Source organism: Psychrobacter sp. R86515 (assembly GCF_042466315.1).
GTDB lineage: Bacteria > Pseudomonadota > Gammaproteobacteria > Pseudomonadales > Moraxellaceae > Psychrobacter.
Map to the genome: position 1 here is coordinate 2,549,226 of NZ_JAXHCC010000001.1, position 21,406 is coordinate 2,570,631.

Here is a 21,406-nt window from a genome sequence, read left to right on the forward strand (position 1 = left end):
ATCACCTTGATATTTAATATAAAACTACGTTCAATATATAAATATACTTTTAGATATTTTGAGCAATCACTGCTCTAAAATCTCAATACAGCTGTACTTTACCCATTTTCCCCTCACCACGTTCAGTTAAATACTGCATTACTGGTGTTTTTAGTAATTTCGTTTCAGCAACGGTTTTCGCTTGCTCTAAACGTTTTTTCTGTCGGCGCTCTGGGGTTTTATCTTCGGTCTGCATGATACTACTATCAATTTTCAAGTCAATGTCAGCTTGTGTAAATTGCTGTTGTAGCTTAGCTGCCAATTGCTGAAAAGTGACCTGCAAATGCTTACTATCAACACTGGTCAAAAACGTGGCTTTGCCATTGCATTGACCAGTCATTGTCCCTTGTCGTGCTAGTGCTAGCTCATCTTGTGCTAATACCTCGCTTTCACGAGCAGTTTGTAACCAGTAGTCCCACTTTTCTGGGTTCCACTCGCCTGTCAGTTCTTGAGGTGGACAACGCAGTAATGTGCGTGGGTCTTCATCAGAGTGTGCTGTTAACTGAGAATCATTTGCGCCAGGCTCAACAACTGGTTCAGGCTCAACAACTGGTTCAGGCTCAACAACTGGTTCAGGCTCAACAACTGGTTCAGGCTCAACAACTGGTTCAGGCTCAACAACTGGTTCAGGCTCAACAACTGGTTCAGGCTCAACAACTGGTTCAGGCTCAACAACTGGTTCAGGCTCAACAACTGGTTCAGGCTCAACAACTGGTTCAGGCTCAACAACTGGTTCAGGCTCAACAACTGGTTCAGGCTCAACAACTGGTTCAGGCTCAACAACTGGTTCAGGCTCAACAACTGGTTCAGGCTCAACAACTGGTTCAGGCTCAACAACTGGTTCAGGCTCAACAACTGGTTCAGGCATAGCACTATTAACTGACTGCGCTAAATTGTCATTATCATCAATACCGCTTTGCAGCTCATCATGACTTGGTGTCTGATAATCAACACTATAAAGCTCTGGCGGCGGTGCTGATGCTTCATGTGTAATATCATCTGGAGCTGATGTAGAAGAAACTGGTTCTATAGCTGGTACTTTGGCAGCAGACCCATGACTATCGTAAATATTACTCAAGACTTCATCGACTGGTAAAGGACGAAACGCTAGTAATCGTAAAATGCACATCTCAAGCGCTTGCATCGGCGTACTTGCAAGCTTGACACCTTCACGTGCCTGTACAACGATCTCATAATACAGCTGCAAGACATCAGGGCTAATATGCTGAGCTAGCGTATAAATATCTTTTGCTTGCGCCTCATTAACATTGAGAGCGACCTCAGGTAACAGCTGAGTTAATGCCAACTGATGTAACAGTTCAGCAAGCCCATCAAACATACTAGTCGCATCGACCATTTGCGCGCGCATTTGCTCAATATGAGCAGCAACAGCAGACTTATCATGATTATAAATATCTGTGATCAAGCGTACTAAGTCAGCAGCATCAATGAGACCAAGCATTGCATTGACAGTCGCATCATCCAGTGCGCCTTGACCAAAAGCAATGGCTTGATCGGTCAATGATAACGCATCACGTACAGAACCTTTGGCTGCACTTGCTAACTGCCAAATCGCTGGCTGAGTATAGCCTACCTGCTCTTTGGTCAAGATATTTGCCAAGTGCTCGCTAAGTAACGTTTGAGGTAATGGGCGTAGAACGAACTGCAAGCAGCGCGAAATAATCGTAATTGGTAGCTTCTGTGGATCAGTAGTCGCTAATAAAAACTTCACATGCTCAGGTGGCTCTTCTAGCGTTTTTAATAGTGCGTTAAAGCTGTGCGTAGACAGCATATGTACTTCATCAATCAGATAGACCTTATAACGTCCTTGGCTTGGCGCATAAGGCACATTGTCTAATAGCTCACGCGTGTCTTCGACCTTGGTACGAGAAGCGGCATCAATCTCAATAAGATCAATGAAACGCCCTTGATCAATAGCAAAACAGTTATCACATACGCCGCAAGGGGTACTGGTAATACCTGTATCACAGTTCAAGCATTTAGATAAAATACGCGCAATCGTCGTCTTACCCACACCGCGTGTACCTGTAAACAGATAAGCGTGATGCAAACGATTATAATCAATCGCATTAATCAGCGCTTGAGACACATGCGTCTGCCCAATCAACTCGTGAAAGTTTTTTGGTCGGTATTTGCGAGCTAAAACTTGATATTGCTGCGTCATAAGAAATGCCAATGTAAATAATACAAATATAAAGGAAGCGTCGGGTTAATGAATCATACTATGTTCAGATTATAACTGAGCTTGAAGTTGGGCCAGTCGGTCATATAAGCGCTGAGTACTTTCATCAATCAATGAGCCTGCTTGATGAAATATATCCAGATAAACCTCAGTGTTTACACTGTCTTCACATGGCCGAAACTCTACGCCCAGTAAAAACAAATCATCCATTACAGGCTCCTGTAACTGGACATTGGTATCTGACAATAAATCTTTATAAGAGAGCCGAACATTCTCTGCGCTCAGCGAACTGCTATCGTCTTGCGCATAAAACACCATGAGATAATGGCGTCCAAATACATGATAAGAATGCTCATGACGGACATAACCATTCCAGCGCGAGTCTTGATCCATGGTTCTATAAGCTAAGATTTTTTCTACTAGACATGCATAGGTATACATTGACTCATCTACCAAAATATCAACCTGATCATTTGGTAAAGGTGTACCTGCTTCATAATAACGCTCAAGCACACTGTTGAACAGCTTGAACCACATTCCAGTATTTTTTTGCATCTCAGCCATTAAGGCATCGGCATACACAGTCTGATTCGGCTCTACTGCTTTAAGTAAGCGTAATTCAACTTGCTCAATTAACTCGTTATCAATTAGCTGCTCTTGCACCCTAATCGCTCGTTGGTGAAAGTCAGGTGATTGTAGAAACTGTTTAAGTAATGTTGATTCGTTTTGAAATGATGCAAAGTTAGATAGTTGACGACGATGAAAATCCAAAAAGGTTGTCAAATCACTTGGAGTAACCAACTGGTTGAGGATATCAACGAAGTTTTGATGACTAAAGACTTGTAGGATACTTTGCTCATCATCTAAGTCTAAAACACAGTCTTCTGCAAAAAACCGACTGCCATATTCGTAGCCAACTGCATAAGATGAATGGCCCGATTGATCGTCTTGATGATTGATAGATAATGATGTTAAACCGATAAAATAAACCGCTTTATCAGTTGTCACGGCACTTCTATCTACAACTAGGCTATCGTTTTTTTGATAAATCTGAGCGTGGCGTTTGATAAGTTGGTTAACAACTTCTTTTCTCCACTCACGAAATTTAGCATTATCCACTTCTTGCTTATTTGCCTGCATCACGACGGTATTGACGAGCAAATAAATAGTAGCGCCGGAAAACTCAAAAACAAAATCATAACCCTGAAAATGATCAGAGTCAGTGATTTTGTCATCAGGCAACTCATACAATGATAAAAAACATTGCTGAATCATTTTTTGCCATGGCGCATGTGATGCTTGCTGAATATCCATAATACCTCTATAAACGATATGTCATAAAAAAGCTTATACCCATTCTGTGAAAATGAGCAAAAGCTTTTTATGCTGAGTTAAGTATCAGTTTGGATTTATAGCAAGCAAACCCATCTTAGCTGTCTTGTTTGCGGCGCATGTGCGGGAACAAGATCACATCACGGATACTAGCAGAGTCGGTAAATAGCATTACTAGACGGTCAATACCAATACCTTCACCGGCTGTCGGTGGCAGACCGTAAGACAATGCTTCGATATACTCTTCATCGAAATGCATAGCTTCATCATCGCCCGCGTCTTTTTCAGCAACCTGACCACGGAAACGCTCGGCTTGGTCTGCTGGATCATTAAGCTCACTAAAGCCATTGGCCAACTCACGACCACCAACGAACAGCTCAAAGCGATCGGTAATCTCAGGATTGTCATCACTACGGCGCGCTAGTGGTGATGTCTCAGCAGGATATTCAGTGATGAACGTTGGCTGACGTAATTGATGCTCAGCCGTTTCTTCAAAGATAATCGTCTGTAGTTTACCCACACCGAACACATCTTTGACTTGTTGCTTAAGTGTCGTAGATGCATATTCTGCTAGGTATTCACGATCATTGATACGCGCCATGTCAAAGTTTTCAGCATATTTTGCAATCGCATCAGACATTGATAGACGAGCAAATGGTGCTTTTAGGCTAATGGCTTCTTCTTGATAAGTAAGCTCTGTTGTGCCCAATACATCTATTGCTAACTGATTAAACAGACGCTCAGTCAAATCCATCAAGTCATGATAATCAGCGTATGCTTGATAGAACTCAATCATGGTAAATTCTGGGTTATGACGGGTTGAAACCCCTTCATTACGGAAACTACGGTTAATCTCAAATACTCTCTCAAACCCACCAACAACCAGACGCTTAAGATAAAGCTCAGGCGCGATACGTAGATATAAAGGCATGTCTAATGCATTATGATGTGTCTCAAACGGACGAGCTACTGCGCCGCCTGGTATCGGATGCATCATTGGCGTTTCAACTTCCATAAAACGCTCATTGAGCATAAATTGACGAATACCACTAACGATCTGACTACGAACCATAAAGGTATTACGAGTCGTCTCATTGGTCATCAAATCAAGATGACGATTACGATAGCGCGCTTCTACATCAGCCAAACCATGGAATTTGTTTGGCATTGGACGTAGTGATTTGGTCAGTAGCGTAATTTCTTCAATATGCACATACAAATCGCCTTTACCTGAGCGACCGATATAGCCTGATACACCAACGATGTCACCCAAATCTAGTGATTTAATGCTCGCACGCGTTTCCTCATCAAGCTCTTTACGTGCTACATATAGCTGAATACGGCCTGTCATGTCTTGAATCACAATGAACGAACCACGGTTGAGCATGACTCGACCTGCCACGTTTACTTGTGTTTTTTCACCATTTGCTGCTTTTTCTTCAATTTCCTGCTTTGAGACACCATCAAAAGCCGTCTGTAAGTCTTGCGCATAATCAGTGCGTTTGAACGTATTAGGATACGGCTGTTTACCTGAAGCACTGATATCATCTAGCTTGGCTTGCAGTTGTGCGATTAGCTCGTTAGCATCTTCTACGACTGGGGTTTGATCTTGGTTCTGATTATTGTGCTTTGACATAACACTCTCAATATTTTTAGGTAATTAAATGGATAAACGAAAACAGAAAAATTAAATCAATACTTATTATTATAAGAACAGACACGGTGATAAAAACGATAAAACTGTTGGTGCTTTTACAGACTAACTACTAGTCATTGCCACCGATACTGGCCATCAAATCAGCCTGATGCTCACGTAATAGTGCATCAAGAATCTCATCCAAGTCGCCTTCCATAATGGAGTCGAGCTTGTATAAGGTAAGGTTGATACGGTGATCGGTCATGCGACCTTGTGGAAAATTATAGGTACGGATACGCTCTGAGCGATCGCCACTACCGACCAAGTCACGACGTATAGAATCCGCCACATCTACCTGTGCTTGTACTTTGGCTTGCTGGATTTTAGAGACCAACATCTTCATAGCATGCGCACGGTTTTTGTGTTGGCTGCGCTCTTGCTGACACTCTACCACGGTACCCGTCGGAATATGCGTCAAACGTACAGCAGAGTCAGTCGTGTTCACGTGCTGACCACCAGCGCCGCTTGAGCGGAAAGTATCCATCTTAATATCAGCAGGATTGATATCGACGGTATCATCAATCTCAACTTCTGGCATGACCGCAACCGTACAAGCTGATGTGTGAACACGACCTTGGCTCTCGGTTTCAGGGACACGCTGTACACGGTGAGCGCCCGATTCAAACTTTAAGCGACCATATACACTATTGCCAGATACGCGAGTGATGATTTCTTTATAACCACCATGCTCACCTTCATTTGCAGAGAGCACTTCTAGCGTCCAGCCCTGGCTTTGCGCGTATTTTTGGTACATGCGGAACAAATCCCCAGAGAAAATCGCTGCTTCATCGCCGCCTGTCCCAGCACGAATCTCCAAAAATGCTGGTACTTTATCGTTAGGATCTTTTGGTAGCATCATCAGATTGAGCGCTTCTTCCATCTCTACGATGGTATCACGCGCACTCTCAATCTCATCGATCATCATCTCTTTCATGTCAGGATCTGTTGCATCGGCTAGCATCGCTTCTGCATCGGCCTGATCCGTTTCTGCACCCACGTAGTTTTGCCACAGCGTCGTAATCTCCATCAAGTCGCTGTGCTCAACAGACAATTCACGGAACTTGTTATTATCACTGATGACACTAGGATCTGATAATAAAGCGGTGACCTCTTCATAACGGTCTACCATCTGGTCTAAACGCAGGCGTAAGGATTCTTTCATAAAAGGACTTTTAATTGGATAAGAGGAATAAGCCCGTGATTATAGCAAATTTTTTGGGGTAAATTAAAACCTCTAATCATTCTTGTTGATATTGTCGGTAATCTTGATGTTATCTTCTCAAACATCTCTGTTTATATTTAGATGTCACGACTTAATTTCAATAGCAAAAACGACAGACAAAAAAATAGCTAAGAATATTCTTAGCTATTTTTATCAAGACAGGTAGTTAAAGCATTAGACCTTTCGAACCAAGACCGAACCAATAGAGTAACCGGCACCAAATGAGCAAATAACGCCCAAATCGCCTGATACTAGGTCATCTTTGTGGCGATGGAATACAATCATAGGACTCGCTGAGCTGGTATTGGCAAATTCAGCAATAACACTTGGGGCAATCGACTTATCGGCATCTTTACCGACTACGGTACGCAGGATCAAATCCAACATATTGGCATTGGCTTGATGCAACCACATCATCTTAACATCAGACGTTGGGATGTCGTTTTCTTGCAAGTGCTCAGTGATAATCTCTGACACTTTTGGACAGACTTCACGGAATACTTTACGACCGTTTTGCAAAAATAGCTTATCAGTAACCGGTGCTTTGATATCTGGATACATTTCAGTCTGTGCTGCTAGATACTCTGAGCGATCCATAAAGCCATATTCGTTTTTGATGTTAGTCGAAAACTGAGTAAATAGCTTAGAGTTTAGAATCTCATAACCTTTTGGCGTATCTAACTCTTCAACGATAGAAGCGGTCGCTACATCACCGAAGATAAAGTGGCTGTCACGGTTACGCCAGTTTAGATGCGCTGAGGTAATCTCAACGTTGACCACAGCAATACGCTTGGCCAAACCAGAGATGATAGAACCATGTGCTTGTGATAGACCAAAAGTCGCCGCACTACACGCAACGTTCATATCATAAGCAAAGCCACCAATCATACCAATTTCGTTCTGGATTTCGATAGCAACCGCAGGATAAGTACGCTGGAAGTTTGAGCAAGCAAGGATGATACCATCTAAGTCGTTGGCCTCAAGTCCAGCATCAGCCAAAGCATCTCTAAGTGCTGCTGCACCCATTTCGGCCATGACTGACAACTCTTCGCCCAAGTTGCGGTAAGGGATAACTGGCGCCATGATTTCAGTATTTAAGATACCTTCTTTTTCCATCACATAACGTGATTTGATACCAGATACTTTTTCGATGAAGGCAGCTGAAGAAGGCTCAAGTGCCGTCACTGTCTCTGCAGCTATCTCTTCAGCATGTTCAGTATTATAGTTTTCAACATACTGGTTAAATGACTCAACTAGCTCTTCGTTACTAATACTGTAAGGTGGGATATAAAGACCAGTGCCTGTGATACAAGTCGTCATGATAAGCTTCCTTGTCTACTACTGTGGTGCTTGGAATAAGCATAAAAGTGGAAAAATAATAGCCATTCAAATTCAGTGAATAACTGTAAACTTAAAATCAGTGTGTTTATTATGCCTGAATATTATAATTTTTCTAATACTTTGTTACAAATAATATGTTTCTTGCCATAAATTAGCAAAGACTGCCGTCCTTTTTCGGTAGCTACGTTATAATTAGCATCATTTTATTCCGTACTATTCATCGAACTCTCTTAATTATTCAGAACATTGATACACGCTCATACTTAGGAATGCTAATGGCAGAACTTCTCAACTGGTTATTTGGTCAATACGCTGACTACTCTACGATATTCATCATTCTTGAACTGATTGCCGTTGTCTTCGGCGTAGCAAGTGTCTTACTCGCCAGCAAAACCAATATTTTAGTCTTCCCTATCGGTCTGGTCAGCACTGCTATATTTGTGTACCTACTGTGGAAGTGGCAGCTGTTTGGCGATATGTTCATCAATGCTTACTATACCGTGATGAGCTTGTATGGCTGGATTAACTGGTCAAAGAACAAGAAAAACCATTCTGTTGAGCACAAGCAGTCAAATGCCAATAATGTCCGTATTGAACATTTACATGCAGGTGACATCCCGATACTTTCTGCTTTGGCAGCGGGAACGATAGCTTTTGTAGGCTTGGTTTATTATTTCCGTCCAGTGATTAATAATGGCTTTAGTTTCGATGGTGCGGTACTTGGAATCCATCTATTTACTTGGGTCGACTATACTGACATGCTCACCACAGCTTTGTTTCTGATGGCTATGTGGCTCATGGCACGGCGCAAGATTGAGCATTGGATACTCTGGATCATCGCTGATGCGATATCGGTACCGCTATACTTCTATAAAGGTTTTACTTTTACCGCGCTACAATATGTAGTCTTCACTCTTATCGCAATCTGGGCATACTATGAATGGCAACGACGCTACCGTGTACAACCTCGAGCAGCATACGCCTAAACCCGTCATCAAAGTCGCGGTCTTAGGGGCAGAAAGTACGGGTAAGACGACCTTATGTCGTGATTTGGCCGCGCATTTCGATAGTCCATGGGTGTCAGAATATATGCGTACCTACTTACAGGAAAAATGGGATGATGAGCGCCTGACTTGTACCTGGGAAGATCTGCTCCCTATCGCACAGGGGCAGATTACACTAGAGAATATCTTAGCCAAACAAGTCGATCAGACGTCTAACACCAGTCATTATTTGTTTTGCGATACCAGTTTGTTTGAGCTGATGGTTTATTCTTATTGGTATTATGGCGACTGCCCTACTGCCCTTGAGCAAGCAGCATTGGCCCATCATTATGATTTGATATTATTGACTGATGTTGATACGCCATGGGTGGCTGATGACCTGCGAGACAGTCCGCATCAACGCGATGAGATAAGCAACTATTTCGCCAGTCAATTAATCAAGCATCAGAAATCATTCCAACGCATTAGTGGCGATAGAAAAGAGCGCGTTCAGCAAGTAGTAGCGCAGCTCGCTAATATAGATAAAATATCGCCTGACTAAAGCTAAATAGCTATACCCAAAAACTTATTCATACTTGTGTCTTTAAGACTTTTTGTATTTGAAACCTAAGAGATACCCATGCTAAAGAAGTTTGAGCTTTACTTAGAAAAAACCATATTTAATAGCCGCTGGATACTGGCACCTTTTTATCTAGGGTTGGTGTTAGGCATTATTTTATTATTTATTAAGTTTGTCCAAAAGCTATGGCACATGTTCGCTGACATTTTGACGGCCTCTGAAGCCAGTGTGATTGTAGATATATTGGTATTGGTTGATATCTCTCTGGTTGCCAGTTTATTGCTTATCATTATATTCAGTGGCTATGAAATTTTTGTCTCAAAAATCGATACTGGCACTCATGATGATCGTCCTAGCTGGATGGGCAAAGTGGACTTTTCTGGTCTAAAGCTCAAAGTCATCGGAGCGATCGTCGCTATCTCGGCAATTGACCTTTTAAAATCCTTTATGGATATCTCTAGCGGAATGAGTGAACTTGATGCCGACAAACTCATGTGGAAGGTTATTATTCATATGACCTTTGTATTGTCTGGCTTGTTATTCGCTATTATGGATAAAGTCGTTGGCGACACGAAAAAGCATTAACACTTGAAAGTAGTTATCCGAAAATATCAACTTTCACCCTTTCACAGTTATTCCATATTTCCTGCACATCTTCTCTTCATGCCCTCTCTATAATGTCTTTTAAAGCCACAGTCTGCTATCTCGGCAGCTGTGGATTAAAGACACTTAGGAGGCGACCACATGCAAAAAACATTATTGACTAAGTTATCCATCATTGTAGGACTTTGTATCGTTTTTTCGATTGGTCTCAGTATGATTAGCGATATCATATACGAGAGACAATACTACGCAGAATCAGTGATAAAAGAAATCAGCGAGCAGCATGTCAATCCACAAGAAGTGATTAATCCATTTATCGCTATTCCCACGACAGTCACACCGGAATGTCAGTCAAATGCATCTGATACACCAAATATAAAGAGCAAATGCGAACCGTCATACTCGAAAATTGAGACGATTTTTGCCTCTCAGACGCAGGCTGCACAAAACCTAAAAGTAAACACAGACACTTATAAACGCGGTATCTATAGCGCTACTAGCTATGATGGTCAGCTGACATTCGATCAGAGTTATACGCTTGATGAGACTTTAAAAAATTTAGATCAGATTGGCACTACAATTGACGATGATGCAGATAAGACACAACTAGCCAAAACCATTACCCACTGGAATAAGGCAAAACTGATCATTCCCGTGTCTGATTTGCGCGGTGTCGCTACCCTGCCTACTGTCACAATCAATCAAAAAACGATTGCAGCAAACTATCCGCAGATACCAATGATAGAGAACTTAAGCTATGTCGAAGCAGATATTCCTAAAGACGTATTGGAGCAATTAAAAAATCCTACTAGCCAAAATAATAAAGACAGCCTTGTTGCCACAAGCTCAGCGGGTATAAATTTAGATAAATCAGAGGTAAATAGCCAGTTATCTAATCCTAAAGACAATCAAGCGCTCAATATTGTGATCGACTTGCCATTAGCTGGCATTAGTAGTGTGACGACTGTACCAACTGGGCAGAACTTTACTCTGTCTATGCACAGTGACTGGCAGACACCAAACTTCATCGGTAAAGCATTACCAAATACTAAGAGCATTACCGCTAAAGGATTCGATGCCAGCTGGCAAAATCAGTATTTAACTGTTGCCAATAACCAATACCTCTCTCAATGTCTCAGCGCGCCTAACCATCGATGTACTGTCATAAGTGAATCAACACTCAATACCGATAGTCATTCGTACAATCCTGATTCGTTTGAGTCATCAAGAGGTCTGACGGCAGACAGTGCGACAGTAGCTAGCAGCAATCAAAGTGTTCTGCTAAACAGCTTTGGCGTTAGTTTTGCAAGCCCCAACGATGTCTATCTACAAACTGAACGAGCCATGAAGTACGCCTTGCTATTAATGTTGGTATCGTTTGGTACTTTCTTTTTATTTGAAGTGCTTAAATCAAGTCGCATCCATCCTATTCAGTATCTACTCGTCGGCTGCGCACTATTTGTCTTTTATGTCTTATTACTGCCGCTTGCAGAACAAATCGCATTTTGGCAAGCCTATATGGTAGCAGCCAGTGCTTGTGTTGGGCTTATCGGTTGGTATAGTTACTATGTATTTGGCGGTTTGAAACGGGCAGTAATCTTTACCGCGACACTTGCTGGACTATATGCTGCATTTTTTGGTATTTTAAGTACAGAAGATCTCAATCTATTACTGGGTGCGATATTCTGCTTTGTGATACTTGCCTGCGTGATGGTGATGACTCGCAAACTTGACTGGTATAAAGTTACCTAAATAAAGTCACGTAAATTATGCATGCCACTTAACCCATATACTTTATGAAACCAGTCAAACAAACTGTCAGTAAATGAAAGGTTTTTATATGACACTTTGAAAAAAGCACTTGGCTGCCTTAGCTTATCAACTGAGCTAAGGCAGCCAGGTAATAATATTATTTGACGATATGATTGTTTAACGCTTTAGCCCAGTTATTGCAATTATCCTCGCAGCGTGGGCAGCATTGGTTAGGGTCAGAGATTTCATTGACGTAACCGCAATACATACAAGCATAATAAACCCCTGCTTCTACTTGCTCGACCGGTCGGTATTGCTTAGGGAAAAGCGGCATCCCGTAGTCTGTTTTTTCAGATGTGTGCAATAAAATACTAAAATTGCCATCAGCTTCGAGCAAACCAGTACGCACTTGACCCAAATGCTCAACCCCTTGTTGGCGCATTTCAGCAAAAAACTCATCGTGTGACATCTCCCCTTTTTTAATCTTATCAAGCACCAGCATGCCATCTTCTACAATATACATTGAGCGCCCCTCTAGTAGGTCCTCAAAAGGCTGGAACTTCATCATCGCCCAAGTACAGAGCCTATAGAGTGAAATGACCGTACCCATGATTAGTACTGCTTGGATAATAGGCAGGTCTTCAGTGAACATAGGGTCACCTGCAATAGAGCCCAACGATAAAATAATGGTCAGCTCGAAAATAGAGAGCTGACGGACGCCGCGCTTACCAGTGAATCGTAAAAATGTGATAATTAATACAAACATGACAGTGACACGTATTAAGATTTCAAAGGCAAATAACCAAGTTGTGTCATAAATAAAAATACTTGCCCAATTCATACTATCTTTTCCTATTTATTTATCTGATTTATTGTGTTTAATGAATGTTGTTCTAATAGTTCGTTTGACGCGAAGCACATCATCCCTATTTTTAGACCTTATCGTCAATACAACTATCGTTATTCTGATTTAAAAGAGACTTTTTGCCATAAGTACGACAAAATATCCTGTCTTGTGAGACAGCTATCGAATAGATTAATAAGTTATAAATCTATTATCTTTGCTAAAAAAAACGACCGTTATAACAGCGTATCTCAAGACCTAAAACTAAAATTCTATGCTTGCCTGTTTTGTGCCATTTATTCATTGTAGGAATTACTTTTGAAAGCCACTATTTATACCATTATTGCGTTAATCGCCTTTGCCGCAAACTCCCTGTTTTGCCGAATGGCATTAGCAGAAGGCTATATCGACGCTTGGAGTTTTACAATCATCAGGCTAGTAAGTGCGACGGCCTGTCTAGGCGTTATCATGACTGTACATGCTTACAGACTGCGACGCCAAACGTCCAATCATGACAACTCTACTGTCCACGCTATATTAAATGATAAAGGCAGTTGGTTAAGTAGTCTCAGCTTGGTGATTTATGCGCTGTGCTTTTCAATTGCGTATGTAGAGCTGGATACTGGCACTGGGGCATTGATTTTGTTTTCAGCGGTTCAGCTGACGATGATTGGCTGGGGTATCTATAAAAAAGAACAGCTCAGCGCGCTACAATGGTTAGCGTTTGTCGTTGCAGTGGCAGGATTCGTGTATTTGATGTTGCCATCGGCTGCCATACCGTCACCATTAGCGGCAGCGTTAATGGCTATGAGCGGCATAGCATGGGGAGTATACAGTATACGTGGCAAATCATGTATCTCACCGCTTCGAGCAACAGGGTTTAACTTTGTGCGTAGCTTAGTCGCTGTGCCTATACTATTACTGGTAGGTATGACGTATCTAGATGACTTAGGTTTGAAAAATATCAATTTGGAGGACATCACCACTGAAGGTGTACTACTCGCCTGTGCATCAGGAGCAATCGCCTCAGGGTTGGGTTATAGTATCTGGTATACAGCGATGCCACTATTGAAAAACACACAAGCCGCTATCGTTCAGCTATGTGTCCCTGTGATTGCTGCATTGCTAGGTGTGGTGTTTTTATCTGAGCAGTTAACTATGCCATTTATAGTTGCAAGCACAGTCATTTTGGGCGCGGTCTTGGTGTTTACCTTAAATAAAAAAGTACCGGTATAAAATAATGCCATTAACAACCTAGCATTAGCCAATTTTCTCAAAAAAGGTTCCAGCTAATTACGTTACTGGACAACATAAAACGCCCCAACTCTTATAAATCGGGGCGTTTGAGTATATGAGTTATTATTTTAATATTGCTAGTCTATGGTCAACAGCTTTTAAACAATAGCCTTTAAACAACAGTCTTAGACAACGGTCACTTCTAGATGAGTATCGACATTACCGCGAGTAGCATTAGAATACGGGCACACCTGATGCGTGGCTTCGATCAACTGCTGCGCCTGCGCTTCATCAATACCTGATACTTCTACAGACAACTCTATCTCTAAGTTGTAGCTACCGTCAGCTTTCATACCGATACCCACTTGCGCAGAGGTTTTTGAAGCGGTAACAGGCAATTTCATGTGCTGTGCTGTCATGCTCAAAGCGCTATCAAAACAAGCTGCGTAACCCATAGCAAAAAGCTGTTCTGGATTCACGCCTTCTTTGTCTTGCTCTTGAAAAGATACCAAGTCAAATCCTAACGAACCATCGTCTAATCCAGTATGGCCAGAACGTCCACCAGTAGCGGTTGCGCGCGTTTTATAAAATATTTTCATGAGTAATTATTCCTTGTTTCATATTATTAGAGGTCGTACTTACGCTTTTGCGATGAAATTATTATAGAATCCTCTGCACTTATACGTTAGAACAAACCTCTATAACTCTTGCCTAATCCTACAAATATTTATACTATCAGGCAATCTTATAAAATAAGCACTCGTGATGAATCAAACGACTATTGACCAACTTTTAGCAGTACTACCTAGAAATAAAACCATCGAATCTGCTGTTTCAGGTTTGTTCTTCTACTGCGCGGACAAACCAAGCAAAGCCGTGAGTTATATTCAAGAGCCAAGTATTTGTATTGTACTGCAAGGTGAACGAGAGATTTATTTGGGTGCTGACTGTCAAAGGTTTGATAATAGTAACTTGATGTTCTGTCCAGTTAACATACCGCTAAGTATGCATATTAAACACGCTTCGATAAAGAACCCTGTCATTGTTTTATCAATGAAATTAGATTTAGCCATGATTAGAGATGTCTTAGCTCAAATCCCGACCACACAACCAGTAGCAGGCAGTCATTTAGGGATAAAGTGGCACTTAGATGACACCATAATGGACGCGTTTGAGCGATTGATACGCTTGCTTGATTATCCAAACGATATTGATTTTCTGGCTTCTTTAACTCAACAAGAAATATACTATCGCCTACTCTTGGCTGAGCAAGGCAACAAACTTAAGCAATTGGTCGTTAGAGGTAGCCATACACACCGTATTGCCCAAGCAACTGACTGGATAAAGGCACATCTAGATGAACCTATCATGGTTGAGAGCTTAGCTAGTAGATGCGGCATGAGTGTCTCAGGGTTCCATCAGCATTTTAAAGAAATAACCCAACTGAGTCCGTTACAGTATCAAAAAAGCTTACGTTTAATGGAAGCTAGACGCTTAATTAAGATGCATGGGGCGCAAATATCACAAATAGCGATGCAAGTTGGCTATGAAAGCCCTAGTCAGTTTAGCCGAGAATATAAGCGATTGTTTGGTGTGAGCCCGAGTAATGAGTTGTAGTTATAATTTTACTTTCTAATAGAATAAATTTGATCCGCTTAGGCTATTTCCTGTTATATCTATGGAATTCTTCCTCAAAAAATATCATTTTTAAGTTGAATTATTTATGGAGTATTTTGAATAAATAGAAAAAATTGGTTGACGTGACTATATATTCGTATTATAACATATTATATATATTTAAAATAATGAATGTATAGGAGCAGCTTTACTCTGCGTACGATCGATGTAAAGCGATCAATAGAAAGCTTAGGGAGGAGATAACATGATTCGTTTAAGCTACACTCTCAAATGTTGGGCACTTGGCATCACGTTTTTTACAGTGTTCTACTTTATGGTGGTCATGAGTGACCCTGGCTTTAGTAAGTACATTTATATGTTAGCTTTCAGCACTTTACTATTCCCTATTGCTAAGCGTGCAGTCGATGTTATGACCGATTTTTTCGCACCAGATATTGAGCTGTTTAATGGATTGTTACCATCACTTTTGATTAATATTGTGATTTGGATGCTTACTCCATTTATCGTCGCATTAACTGTGATTGCCTATGTACTTTATAGCATGGGTGTACTGACAGAAAAGATTAGCCATTAAGTACCAATCATTAAGTATCAATTATCAAGTACCAATCCTTAAATACTAGTCATTAAATACCCGTCACTAATTGTCAGACATTAAGTCTCAATAGCTCATAGAGAAGATAGTTTGCAAACTATCTTCTCTAACTATGTATATAGCTACTAATAGCTTTAACTTACAACGGCTAGTTTCTGGCTTTTTTGCCAACAAACTGTACTACAGCGCTAAGCCCTTGATGCCGTTTTCCTTCTGATACCATACGCAACTTCTCTATACCAACCACTTCGTTCAGACCTACAAGCTCATTTTGAAAGTTCTTTAAAGCGCCAAAACGTTCCCTTTGACTGGCTGGTGGTCCACCGACTGCCTCTGTTCCAAGCTGTCGTTCTGTATAAGCTTCGACGATAAATACTCCCTCTGGCTTGAGAGCAGCGCTAACTTGTGCATGTACATATTGACGTACCGTTTCAGGCACGTGTGCCCAGATAGAAACTATGGCATCCCATTTATCCTGACCAAAGTCGTAATGTGCTAAATCAACTACTTGGGTGGTGATAGCTACGCCTCTATCTTTGGCCAACTTGTTCGCTTTATTTAACCCTACTTCGGACATATCCATCGCAGTCACCTCGAAGCCTTGCTCAGCTAAGAATACTGCATTCCTACCCTCGCCCTCTGCTAGACAAAGTACGTGTCCACCTACAGGTATCTGCTCAAATGTCTCTCTCAAAAAATCATTAGGTTCGGTACCAAATGCGAACTCTGTGCCGCTATAGCGTTCATCCCACATTTTAATCGTCCTTCCATTTGAGATTGATATCTAATTTAGTAGGTAACATATGGCATTTAGAACGCTTAGTTATAGAGCCCATATCTTAAGATCAATGTGTGCTCTATAACATAACGTACCATACAAACCTAAAACTTAGCCTAACTCACCTTATCCCACATCTTGCTTAGACGCTTGGGCGATACTGCCATACGAGTTTTCATAGGCTGGGCAAACAGTTGAATACGGTATTCCTCCACCATCCAGCGATACTCACTGATGGCTTCTTTGTCCGCACGCCCTGCTAGCCGCTCCATATGCAAGTCAAGCGCGTAAACACCATCGAGGTCAGCATCGAGGTTGTGCTCCAGACGCTCTAGTCGAATCTGTAGCGCTTCGAGATAACGTGGGTACTGTTGCCAATGACTGTAATCCATCCGATAAACAAAATCAGCCAAATGTAAATCTTCTAACTGATCTTCGATATCATCGATAGACTCACCAAATATCTCGCGATCTAGCATCAGTAGTCCTTGGCGAATACGCTGCCAACGAGTGTAGACATTCTTAAGCGTTTTGATGACGCTTTGACCAGTTAATAAGAAGTTATTCACTACCACTTCGAGAGTCTGGGCATACTCTTCAGAGGTAAACGGTAGCTCCTCGCTCAATCCAACTGCGATGTCATCGGCGCTTTCTGGTAAATTCTCAGAGTGATCAAATAAGACGTAGTGCTCTTCGAGAGCCGCGTCTAACGCAGCATCTATAACAATCGTTTTGAGTTTATCCATGTCGCCAAGTGGCGCAAATGCCAGTTTAAATATACTGTCGATTTGGCTCGTTAGCTGCTTTTTCTTTGCACCAAGTTTGCCTTTGATTAAAGTCAGCACCCCGATACGATGGGCCTGAAGTGCTGCATTGACATCAGTGTATTGATGAATCGATACAGCTTCTCCCGCTTCATCAGCGACAAGCGCCGCAAACTGCTTCATTACCACGCCTGCGCTATGATGGTTTTTACTAAAAGCAAAATGCTCAGGGAACTCAGTATGCACGCCTTGCTGCTCATTTACCGCTTGACTGGTCTCAGATGCATGACGAATCTGTAGGGTTTGCAAGTCACGGCCTTTTTCGATGATACGGTTTTTCTCATCGACAACGCAGATTTGTGGTTGCAAATAACGATCAATCGTAGATGGATTGAAGTTCTCTGGCGTCACCGACATGATACCGCGACGATGCAACGCCTGACATAGCTGTTTCAGCAATCCTTGTTCACCCTTTGGCTGCAACTCATCAAACAAACTGTCTGCAGTATTGGGAATCGGTACGATTTGACGACGTATCTCCTTTGGCAGTGACTTGAGCAGCTGCAATACCAATTCATAGCGCCAACCGGGCACACCCCACAGTAGCTCAATCGCATCGAGCTGCGGTAATGCGGCAAGCGGCACACGTATGGTTACACCATCATCATCACTAGCTGGATCAAAGATATAACGAAGCGGCAACTTTAGATCGCCCAGCTTCCACACTTCTGGGAAGTCCCCTGTGGTCGGCGCCTGGCTATTAAGTACATCTTCATCGGTAAAGAATAGATGCTTGGTATCATGCTTTTCGACTTCTGCACGCCAATCCTCAAACGCTTTACGACTGGCAACGTGCTCAGGAATTTTCTTATCATAGAACTGATAGAGCGTCTCTTCATCTACCAACAAATCACGGCGGCGCAGCTTGTCTTCGATACGCTCAACATGAGCAATCTTATCCATGTTATGTTGCAAAAATGGTGCATTGCGACCAAAATTACCTGTCACTAAGCCATCACGAATAAATATCTCTCGTGATTCAACTAAGTTAACTTGCTCATAATTGGTCAGCTGCTTACTAATAATAATCAGTCCAAACAGACTAATCTGCGCGTAAGCTTTGACGCGTCCTGTTTTCTTGGACCAGTGTGGTTCGAAGTAATGATATTTCAGCAAGTCACCTGCTGCTGAGATAATCCATTCTGGTTCGATTTTGGCAACAGTACGCATAAAGACTTGTGAAGTCTCCACCATCTCAAACGCCATCACCCAAGGGGGTATTTGTTTAAACACCGTACTGGCTGGGAATATCTTGGCCTTTTGCTGACGCGCAGCTAAATACTCACCGCGGCTTTCAGTCTTGTGCGCGATGATAGACAATAAACCGGTCAACAACGCTCTATGCAGATTGGCATATTTGACTGCTTTTAGCTCTTCGTCTTCGATCGCAGTCGGATCATTGACAGCTACATTTTTATCAGCGGCCTTTGACTCATTGACATCAGTTAATTTCAGCTCAGTGACCATCTGTACCAATTGACGGTGTGTCTGATGCCATTCACGTACACGTGGGAAACTTAAATAGTTTTTCTTAGCAAACTGCTTACGCTGATTACCAGACAGTTTATTACCGTCTTCGTCTTTTTCAAACAGCGCCTTCCATAGACTCAGATAAAACAAAAAGTCAGAGTCGTCTTGACGGAAGACCGCATGCTTTTGATCCGCTTGTGTACGTTTATTGGCAGGACGCTCGCGTGGATCTTGTACCGCAAGCGCTGCCACAACGATCAGCATTTCGCGAATACAATCAAAGTCAGAACCAGCCACCAGCATACGTGCCAGCCTTGGATCGATTGGCATACGTGCCATTTTCTGACCAGTTGCTGTCAAGCGCAGGTGATCAAGCCCTTTTCTCGCTTTTGGCTTGTTGGTTTTGTCCTGAGCAGCGGTATCTTTCTTGGAAGTAATAGCGCCCAATTCATCTAGCAATTTATGACCATCAGTGACCAATCGGCTATCAGGCGGCTCAATGAATTCAAAGTCATCCACACTACCTAGACGTAGATTGGCCATTTGCAGGATTACTGACGCTAAGTTGGTACGTAAAATCTCAGGCTCAGTGAACTCAGGGCGGCCACTAAAATCTTCTTCACTATAAAGACGAATACAAACACCTGGAGCAACACGGCCACAGCGACCTTTACGCTGATTAGCCGCTGCTTGCGAAATTGCTTCAATCGGTAGGCGCTGTACACGAGAGCGATACGAGTAACGCGAAATCCGTGCAAAACCCAAGTCAATCACATAGCGAATACCCGGCACGGTCAATGCAGTCTCAGCAACGTTGGTCGCGATAACAATACGGCGACCTCGACCCGATGGCTGAAAGATACGCTGCTGCTCTTCATAAGTCTGCCGTGCAAACAGTGGCAGTACTTCGGTATGGCGCGGGCCATGACGCTCAAGAACTTCCTGCGTTTCGCGAATCTCCGCTTCAGTCGCAGCAAATATCAAAATATCAGCTTGATCGGCGTGACCTTTACTCTGCGCATCGCTAAAGCACTCTTCGACAGCGGCGACCACAGCACGTGGCAGGTTCTCTTCAAAATCATCGTAGCTGTCATCTTCTGAGCTGTTCACTGGCTCATCTGTCAACGGACGATAACGAACTTCTACTGGAAAGCTACGCCCTTCTACATTAAAAATAGGCGCAGGAACTTGCCGTTTGAGCTTATTGTCATAACGGCTGAAATACTCACTAAAGCGCTTGGTATCAAGGGTCGCCGAGGTAATAATGACTTTTAAATCTGGGCGCTTAGGCAGCATCTTTTTAAGATAACCCATAATAAAATCGATGTTTAAACTACGCTCGTGCGCCTCATCGATAATAATCGTATCGTACTTACTCAAAAACCGATCATGACCCAATTCAGCTAGTAAAATACCGTCCGTCATGAGCTTTACAACAGATTGCGCTGTTCCTTGCTCATTAAAGCGAATCTTAAAACTGACGGTATTACCTAATGGCTCACCCAACTCTTCTGCGATACGGTTTGCCACACTACGAGCAGCCAATCGTCTTGGCTGTGTATGCCCTATTTGCCCTGTAATACCGCGTCCTGCTAGCATCGCCAGCTTAGGCAACTGCGTCGTTTTACCAGAACCCGTCTCACCAGCGACGATAATGACTTGATTATCGATAATCGCTTGTACTAAGTCTTCTGCGCGCTGGCTAACGGGTAGATCTAGATTTAGCTTGGCAGGTAAATCACTTGGAATACTATCAATACGTGCCTGCACAGCTTCTTGAGAACGTGTCTTTATTTTCTCGTACTGAGCACGTTTCTTGGCAAGTACATCATCTGAATTATTCTTTTGCTCAGAATCATGATCAGATTTTTTATTCTTAGACACGGCAGCACGTGCCAGCTCTCGCTCAAGACGGCTTAAGTAATAGCTGTCTTTAGCAAGAACTGGTAGATCAGAGGCAATGCTAGTCTGAAAAGCAGTTCTATCGTCGCTGAACTTGTTATTCAATTGGCTGTCATCTGGATTTGTCGTCTTATTTATTTCTTCAACGCTGCTTTCACTAGGCATTTTTGGTTCATTCTCAGAAGTATTGGGCATATTCACTTAGGCTATTTATTATGTAGAAGTGGTTAGATTATGGGGGTAATTGGGGTATGATTCAAGCTAGTCGAGTCCTGATTGCTCTTGTATCAATAATGCTGAAACTATCACACATTACAGAACGTATCCAAACTTAAGCTGTCTATTAAGTTCATTTAATCAGGCGTGTA

General features: G+C 42.3%; 16 protein-coding genes. 7 read left to right on the forward strand and 9 right to left on the reverse strand.

The features are described from left to right. Positions 1-82: 82 nt before the first annotated feature. The 5 genes from dnaX to SJY28_RS10570 all read right to left on the reverse strand — a co-directional run bounded on the left by dnaX (position 83) and on the right by SJY28_RS10570 (position 7,812). Positions 83-2,224 carry a DNA polymerase III subunit gamma/tau gene (gene dnaX, locus SJY28_RS10550; protein WP_379544415.1) on the reverse strand — a complete coding sequence of 714 codons (2,142 nt, stop codon included), beginning with the start codon at positions 2,222-2,224 and terminating at the stop codon, positions 83-85. A 69-nt stretch (positions 2,225-2,293) separates the two neighbouring features. Continuing rightward, positions 2,294-3,556 carry a hypothetical protein gene (locus tag SJY28_RS10555; RefSeq protein WP_379544416.1) on the reverse strand — a complete coding sequence of 421 codons (1,263 nt, stop codon included), beginning with the start codon at positions 3,554-3,556 and terminating at the stop codon, positions 2,294-2,296. 115 nt (positions 3,557-3,671) lie between these two features. Next, on the reverse strand, positions 3,672-5,210 hold the full coding sequence (lysS, locus tag SJY28_RS10560; RefSeq protein WP_296209946.1) for a lysine--tRNA ligase: 1,539 nt from the start codon (positions 5,208-5,210) through the stop codon (positions 3,672-3,674). A 130-nt stretch (positions 5,211-5,340) separates the two neighbouring features. Next, positions 5,341-6,432, reverse strand: a complete 1,092-nt coding sequence (prfA, locus tag SJY28_RS10565; protein WP_057760300.1) for a peptide chain release factor 1 — start codon at positions 6,430-6,432, stop codon at positions 5,341-5,343. A 234-nt stretch (positions 6,433-6,666) separates the two neighbouring features. Then, on the reverse strand, positions 6,667-7,812 hold the full coding sequence (locus SJY28_RS10570) for a beta-ketoacyl-ACP synthase III (RefSeq protein WP_057760302.1): 1,146 nt from the start codon (positions 7,810-7,812) through the stop codon (positions 6,667-6,669). A gap of 296 nt (positions 7,813-8,108) precedes the next feature. Between SJY28_RS10570 and pnuC the strand changes: the two genes are divergently transcribed. The 4 genes from pnuC to creD all read left to right on the forward strand — a co-directional run bounded on the left by pnuC (position 8,109) and on the right by creD (position 11,751). Continuing rightward, positions 8,109-8,819, forward strand: a complete 711-nt coding sequence (gene pnuC, locus SJY28_RS10575; RefSeq protein ID WP_057760303.1) for a nicotinamide riboside transporter PnuC — start codon at positions 8,109-8,111, stop codon at positions 8,817-8,819. Continuing rightward, positions 8,791-9,378, forward strand: a complete 588-nt coding sequence (locus SJY28_RS10580) for an AAA family ATPase (protein WP_379544417.1) — start codon at positions 8,791-8,793, stop codon at positions 9,376-9,378. Before pnuC ends, SJY28_RS10580 begins: the two co-directional genes overlap by 29 nt. 78 nt (positions 9,379-9,456) lie before the next feature. After that, positions 9,457-9,981, forward strand: a complete 525-nt coding sequence (locus SJY28_RS10585) for a TIGR00645 family protein (RefSeq protein ID WP_102093027.1) — start codon at positions 9,457-9,459, stop codon at positions 9,979-9,981. Between the two features lie 159 nt (positions 9,982-10,140). Further along, a complete protein-coding gene (creD, locus tag SJY28_RS10590; RefSeq protein WP_379544418.1) occupies positions 10,141-11,751 on the forward strand; it encodes a cell envelope integrity protein CreD in 1,611 nt (536 codons plus the stop codon). Between the two features lie 157 nt (positions 11,752-11,908). Here creD and SJY28_RS10595 read toward each other — a convergent pair whose 3' ends face one another. Continuing rightward, positions 11,909-12,592 (reverse strand): DUF421 domain-containing protein, encoded by a 684-nt coding sequence (locus SJY28_RS10595; RefSeq protein WP_379544419.1) that lies wholly within the window; start codon positions 12,590-12,592, stop codon positions 11,909-11,911. Between the two features lie 321 nt (positions 12,593-12,913). Between SJY28_RS10595 and SJY28_RS10600 the strand changes: the two genes are divergently transcribed. Continuing rightward, positions 12,914-13,831: a DMT family transporter gene (locus tag SJY28_RS10600; protein ID WP_379544420.1), complete on the forward strand. Its 918-nt coding sequence runs from the start codon at positions 12,914-12,916 to the stop codon at positions 13,829-13,831. Positions 13,832-14,016: 185 nt separating this feature from the next. On the opposite strand, the gene SJY28_RS10605 is transcribed toward SJY28_RS10600, so the two are convergent. After that, complete coding sequence (locus SJY28_RS10605; RefSeq protein WP_114700048.1) at positions 14,017-14,430, reverse strand: organic hydroperoxide resistance protein; 414 nt, start codon at positions 14,428-14,430, stop codon at positions 14,017-14,019. A gap of 166 nt (positions 14,431-14,596) precedes the next feature. On the opposite strand from SJY28_RS10605, the gene SJY28_RS10610 reads away from it, so the two are divergent. Then, the gene (locus SJY28_RS10610) at positions 14,597-15,448 is read left to right on the forward strand and encodes an AraC family transcriptional regulator N-terminal domain-containing protein (protein ID WP_379544421.1); all 852 of its coding nucleotides are present in this window, start codon (positions 14,597-14,599) and stop codon (positions 15,446-15,448) included. Positions 15,449-15,713: 265 nt separating this feature from the next. Further along, positions 15,714-16,043 carry a hypothetical protein gene (locus SJY28_RS10615; protein WP_102091713.1) on the forward strand — a complete coding sequence of 110 codons (330 nt, stop codon included), beginning with the start codon at positions 15,714-15,716 and terminating at the stop codon, positions 16,041-16,043. Between the two features lie 169 nt (positions 16,044-16,212). On the opposite strand, the gene SJY28_RS10620 is transcribed toward SJY28_RS10615, so the two are convergent. Next, a complete protein-coding gene (locus SJY28_RS10620; protein WP_379544422.1) occupies positions 16,213-16,818 on the reverse strand; it encodes a class I SAM-dependent methyltransferase in 606 nt (201 codons plus the stop codon). A gap of 140 nt (positions 16,819-16,958) precedes the next feature. Next, entirely contained in the window at positions 16,959-21,233 is a 4,275-nt protein-coding gene (hrpA, locus tag SJY28_RS10625; RefSeq protein ID WP_379544423.1) for an ATP-dependent RNA helicase HrpA, read from the reverse strand. Positions 21,234-21,406: the final 173 nt, after the last annotated feature.

Coding starts and splice junctions, on each gene's coding strand:
- dnaX (WP_379544415.1), bottom strand. CDS start 2,224: ATGACGCAGCAATATCAAGTTTTAGCTCGCAAATACCGACCAAAAAAC.
- SJY28_RS10555 (WP_379544416.1), bottom strand. CDS start 3,556: ATGGATATTCAGCAAGCATCACATGCGCCATGGCAAAAAATGATTCAG.
- lysS (WP_296209946.1), bottom strand. CDS start 5,210: ATGTCAAAGCACAATAATCAGAACCAAGATCAAACCCCAGTCGTAGAA.
- prfA (WP_057760300.1), bottom strand. CDS start 6,432: ATGAAAGAATCCTTACGCCTGCGTTTAGACCAGATGGTAGACCGTTAT.
- SJY28_RS10570 (WP_057760302.1), bottom strand. CDS start 7,812: ATGACGACTTGTATCACAGGCACTGGTCTTTATATCCCACCTTACAGT.
- pnuC (WP_057760303.1), top strand. CDS start 8,109: ATGGCAGAACTTCTCAACTGGTTATTTGGTCAATACGCTGACTACTCT.
- SJY28_RS10585 (WP_102093027.1), top strand. CDS start 9,457: ATGCTAAAGAAGTTTGAGCTTTACTTAGAAAAAACCATATTTAATAGC.
- creD (WP_379544418.1), top strand. CDS start 10,141: ATGCAAAAAACATTATTGACTAAGTTATCCATCATTGTAGGACTTTGT.
- SJY28_RS10595 (WP_379544419.1), bottom strand. CDS start 12,592: ATGAATTGGGCAAGTATTTTTATTTATGACACAACTTGGTTATTTGCC.
- SJY28_RS10605 (WP_114700048.1), bottom strand. CDS start 14,430: ATGAAAATATTTTATAAAACGCGCGCAACCGCTACTGGTGGACGTTCT.
- SJY28_RS10610 (WP_379544421.1), top strand. CDS start 14,597: ATGAATCAAACGACTATTGACCAACTTTTAGCAGTACTACCTAGAAAT.
- SJY28_RS10615 (WP_102091713.1), top strand. CDS start 15,714: ATGATTCGTTTAAGCTACACTCTCAAATGTTGGGCACTTGGCATCACG.
- SJY28_RS10620 (WP_379544422.1), bottom strand. CDS start 16,818: ATGTGGGATGAACGCTATAGCGGCACAGAGTTCGCATTTGGTACCGAA.
- hrpA (WP_379544423.1), bottom strand. CDS start 21,233: ATGCCCAATACTTCTGAGAATGAACCAAAAATGCCTAGTGAAAGCAGC.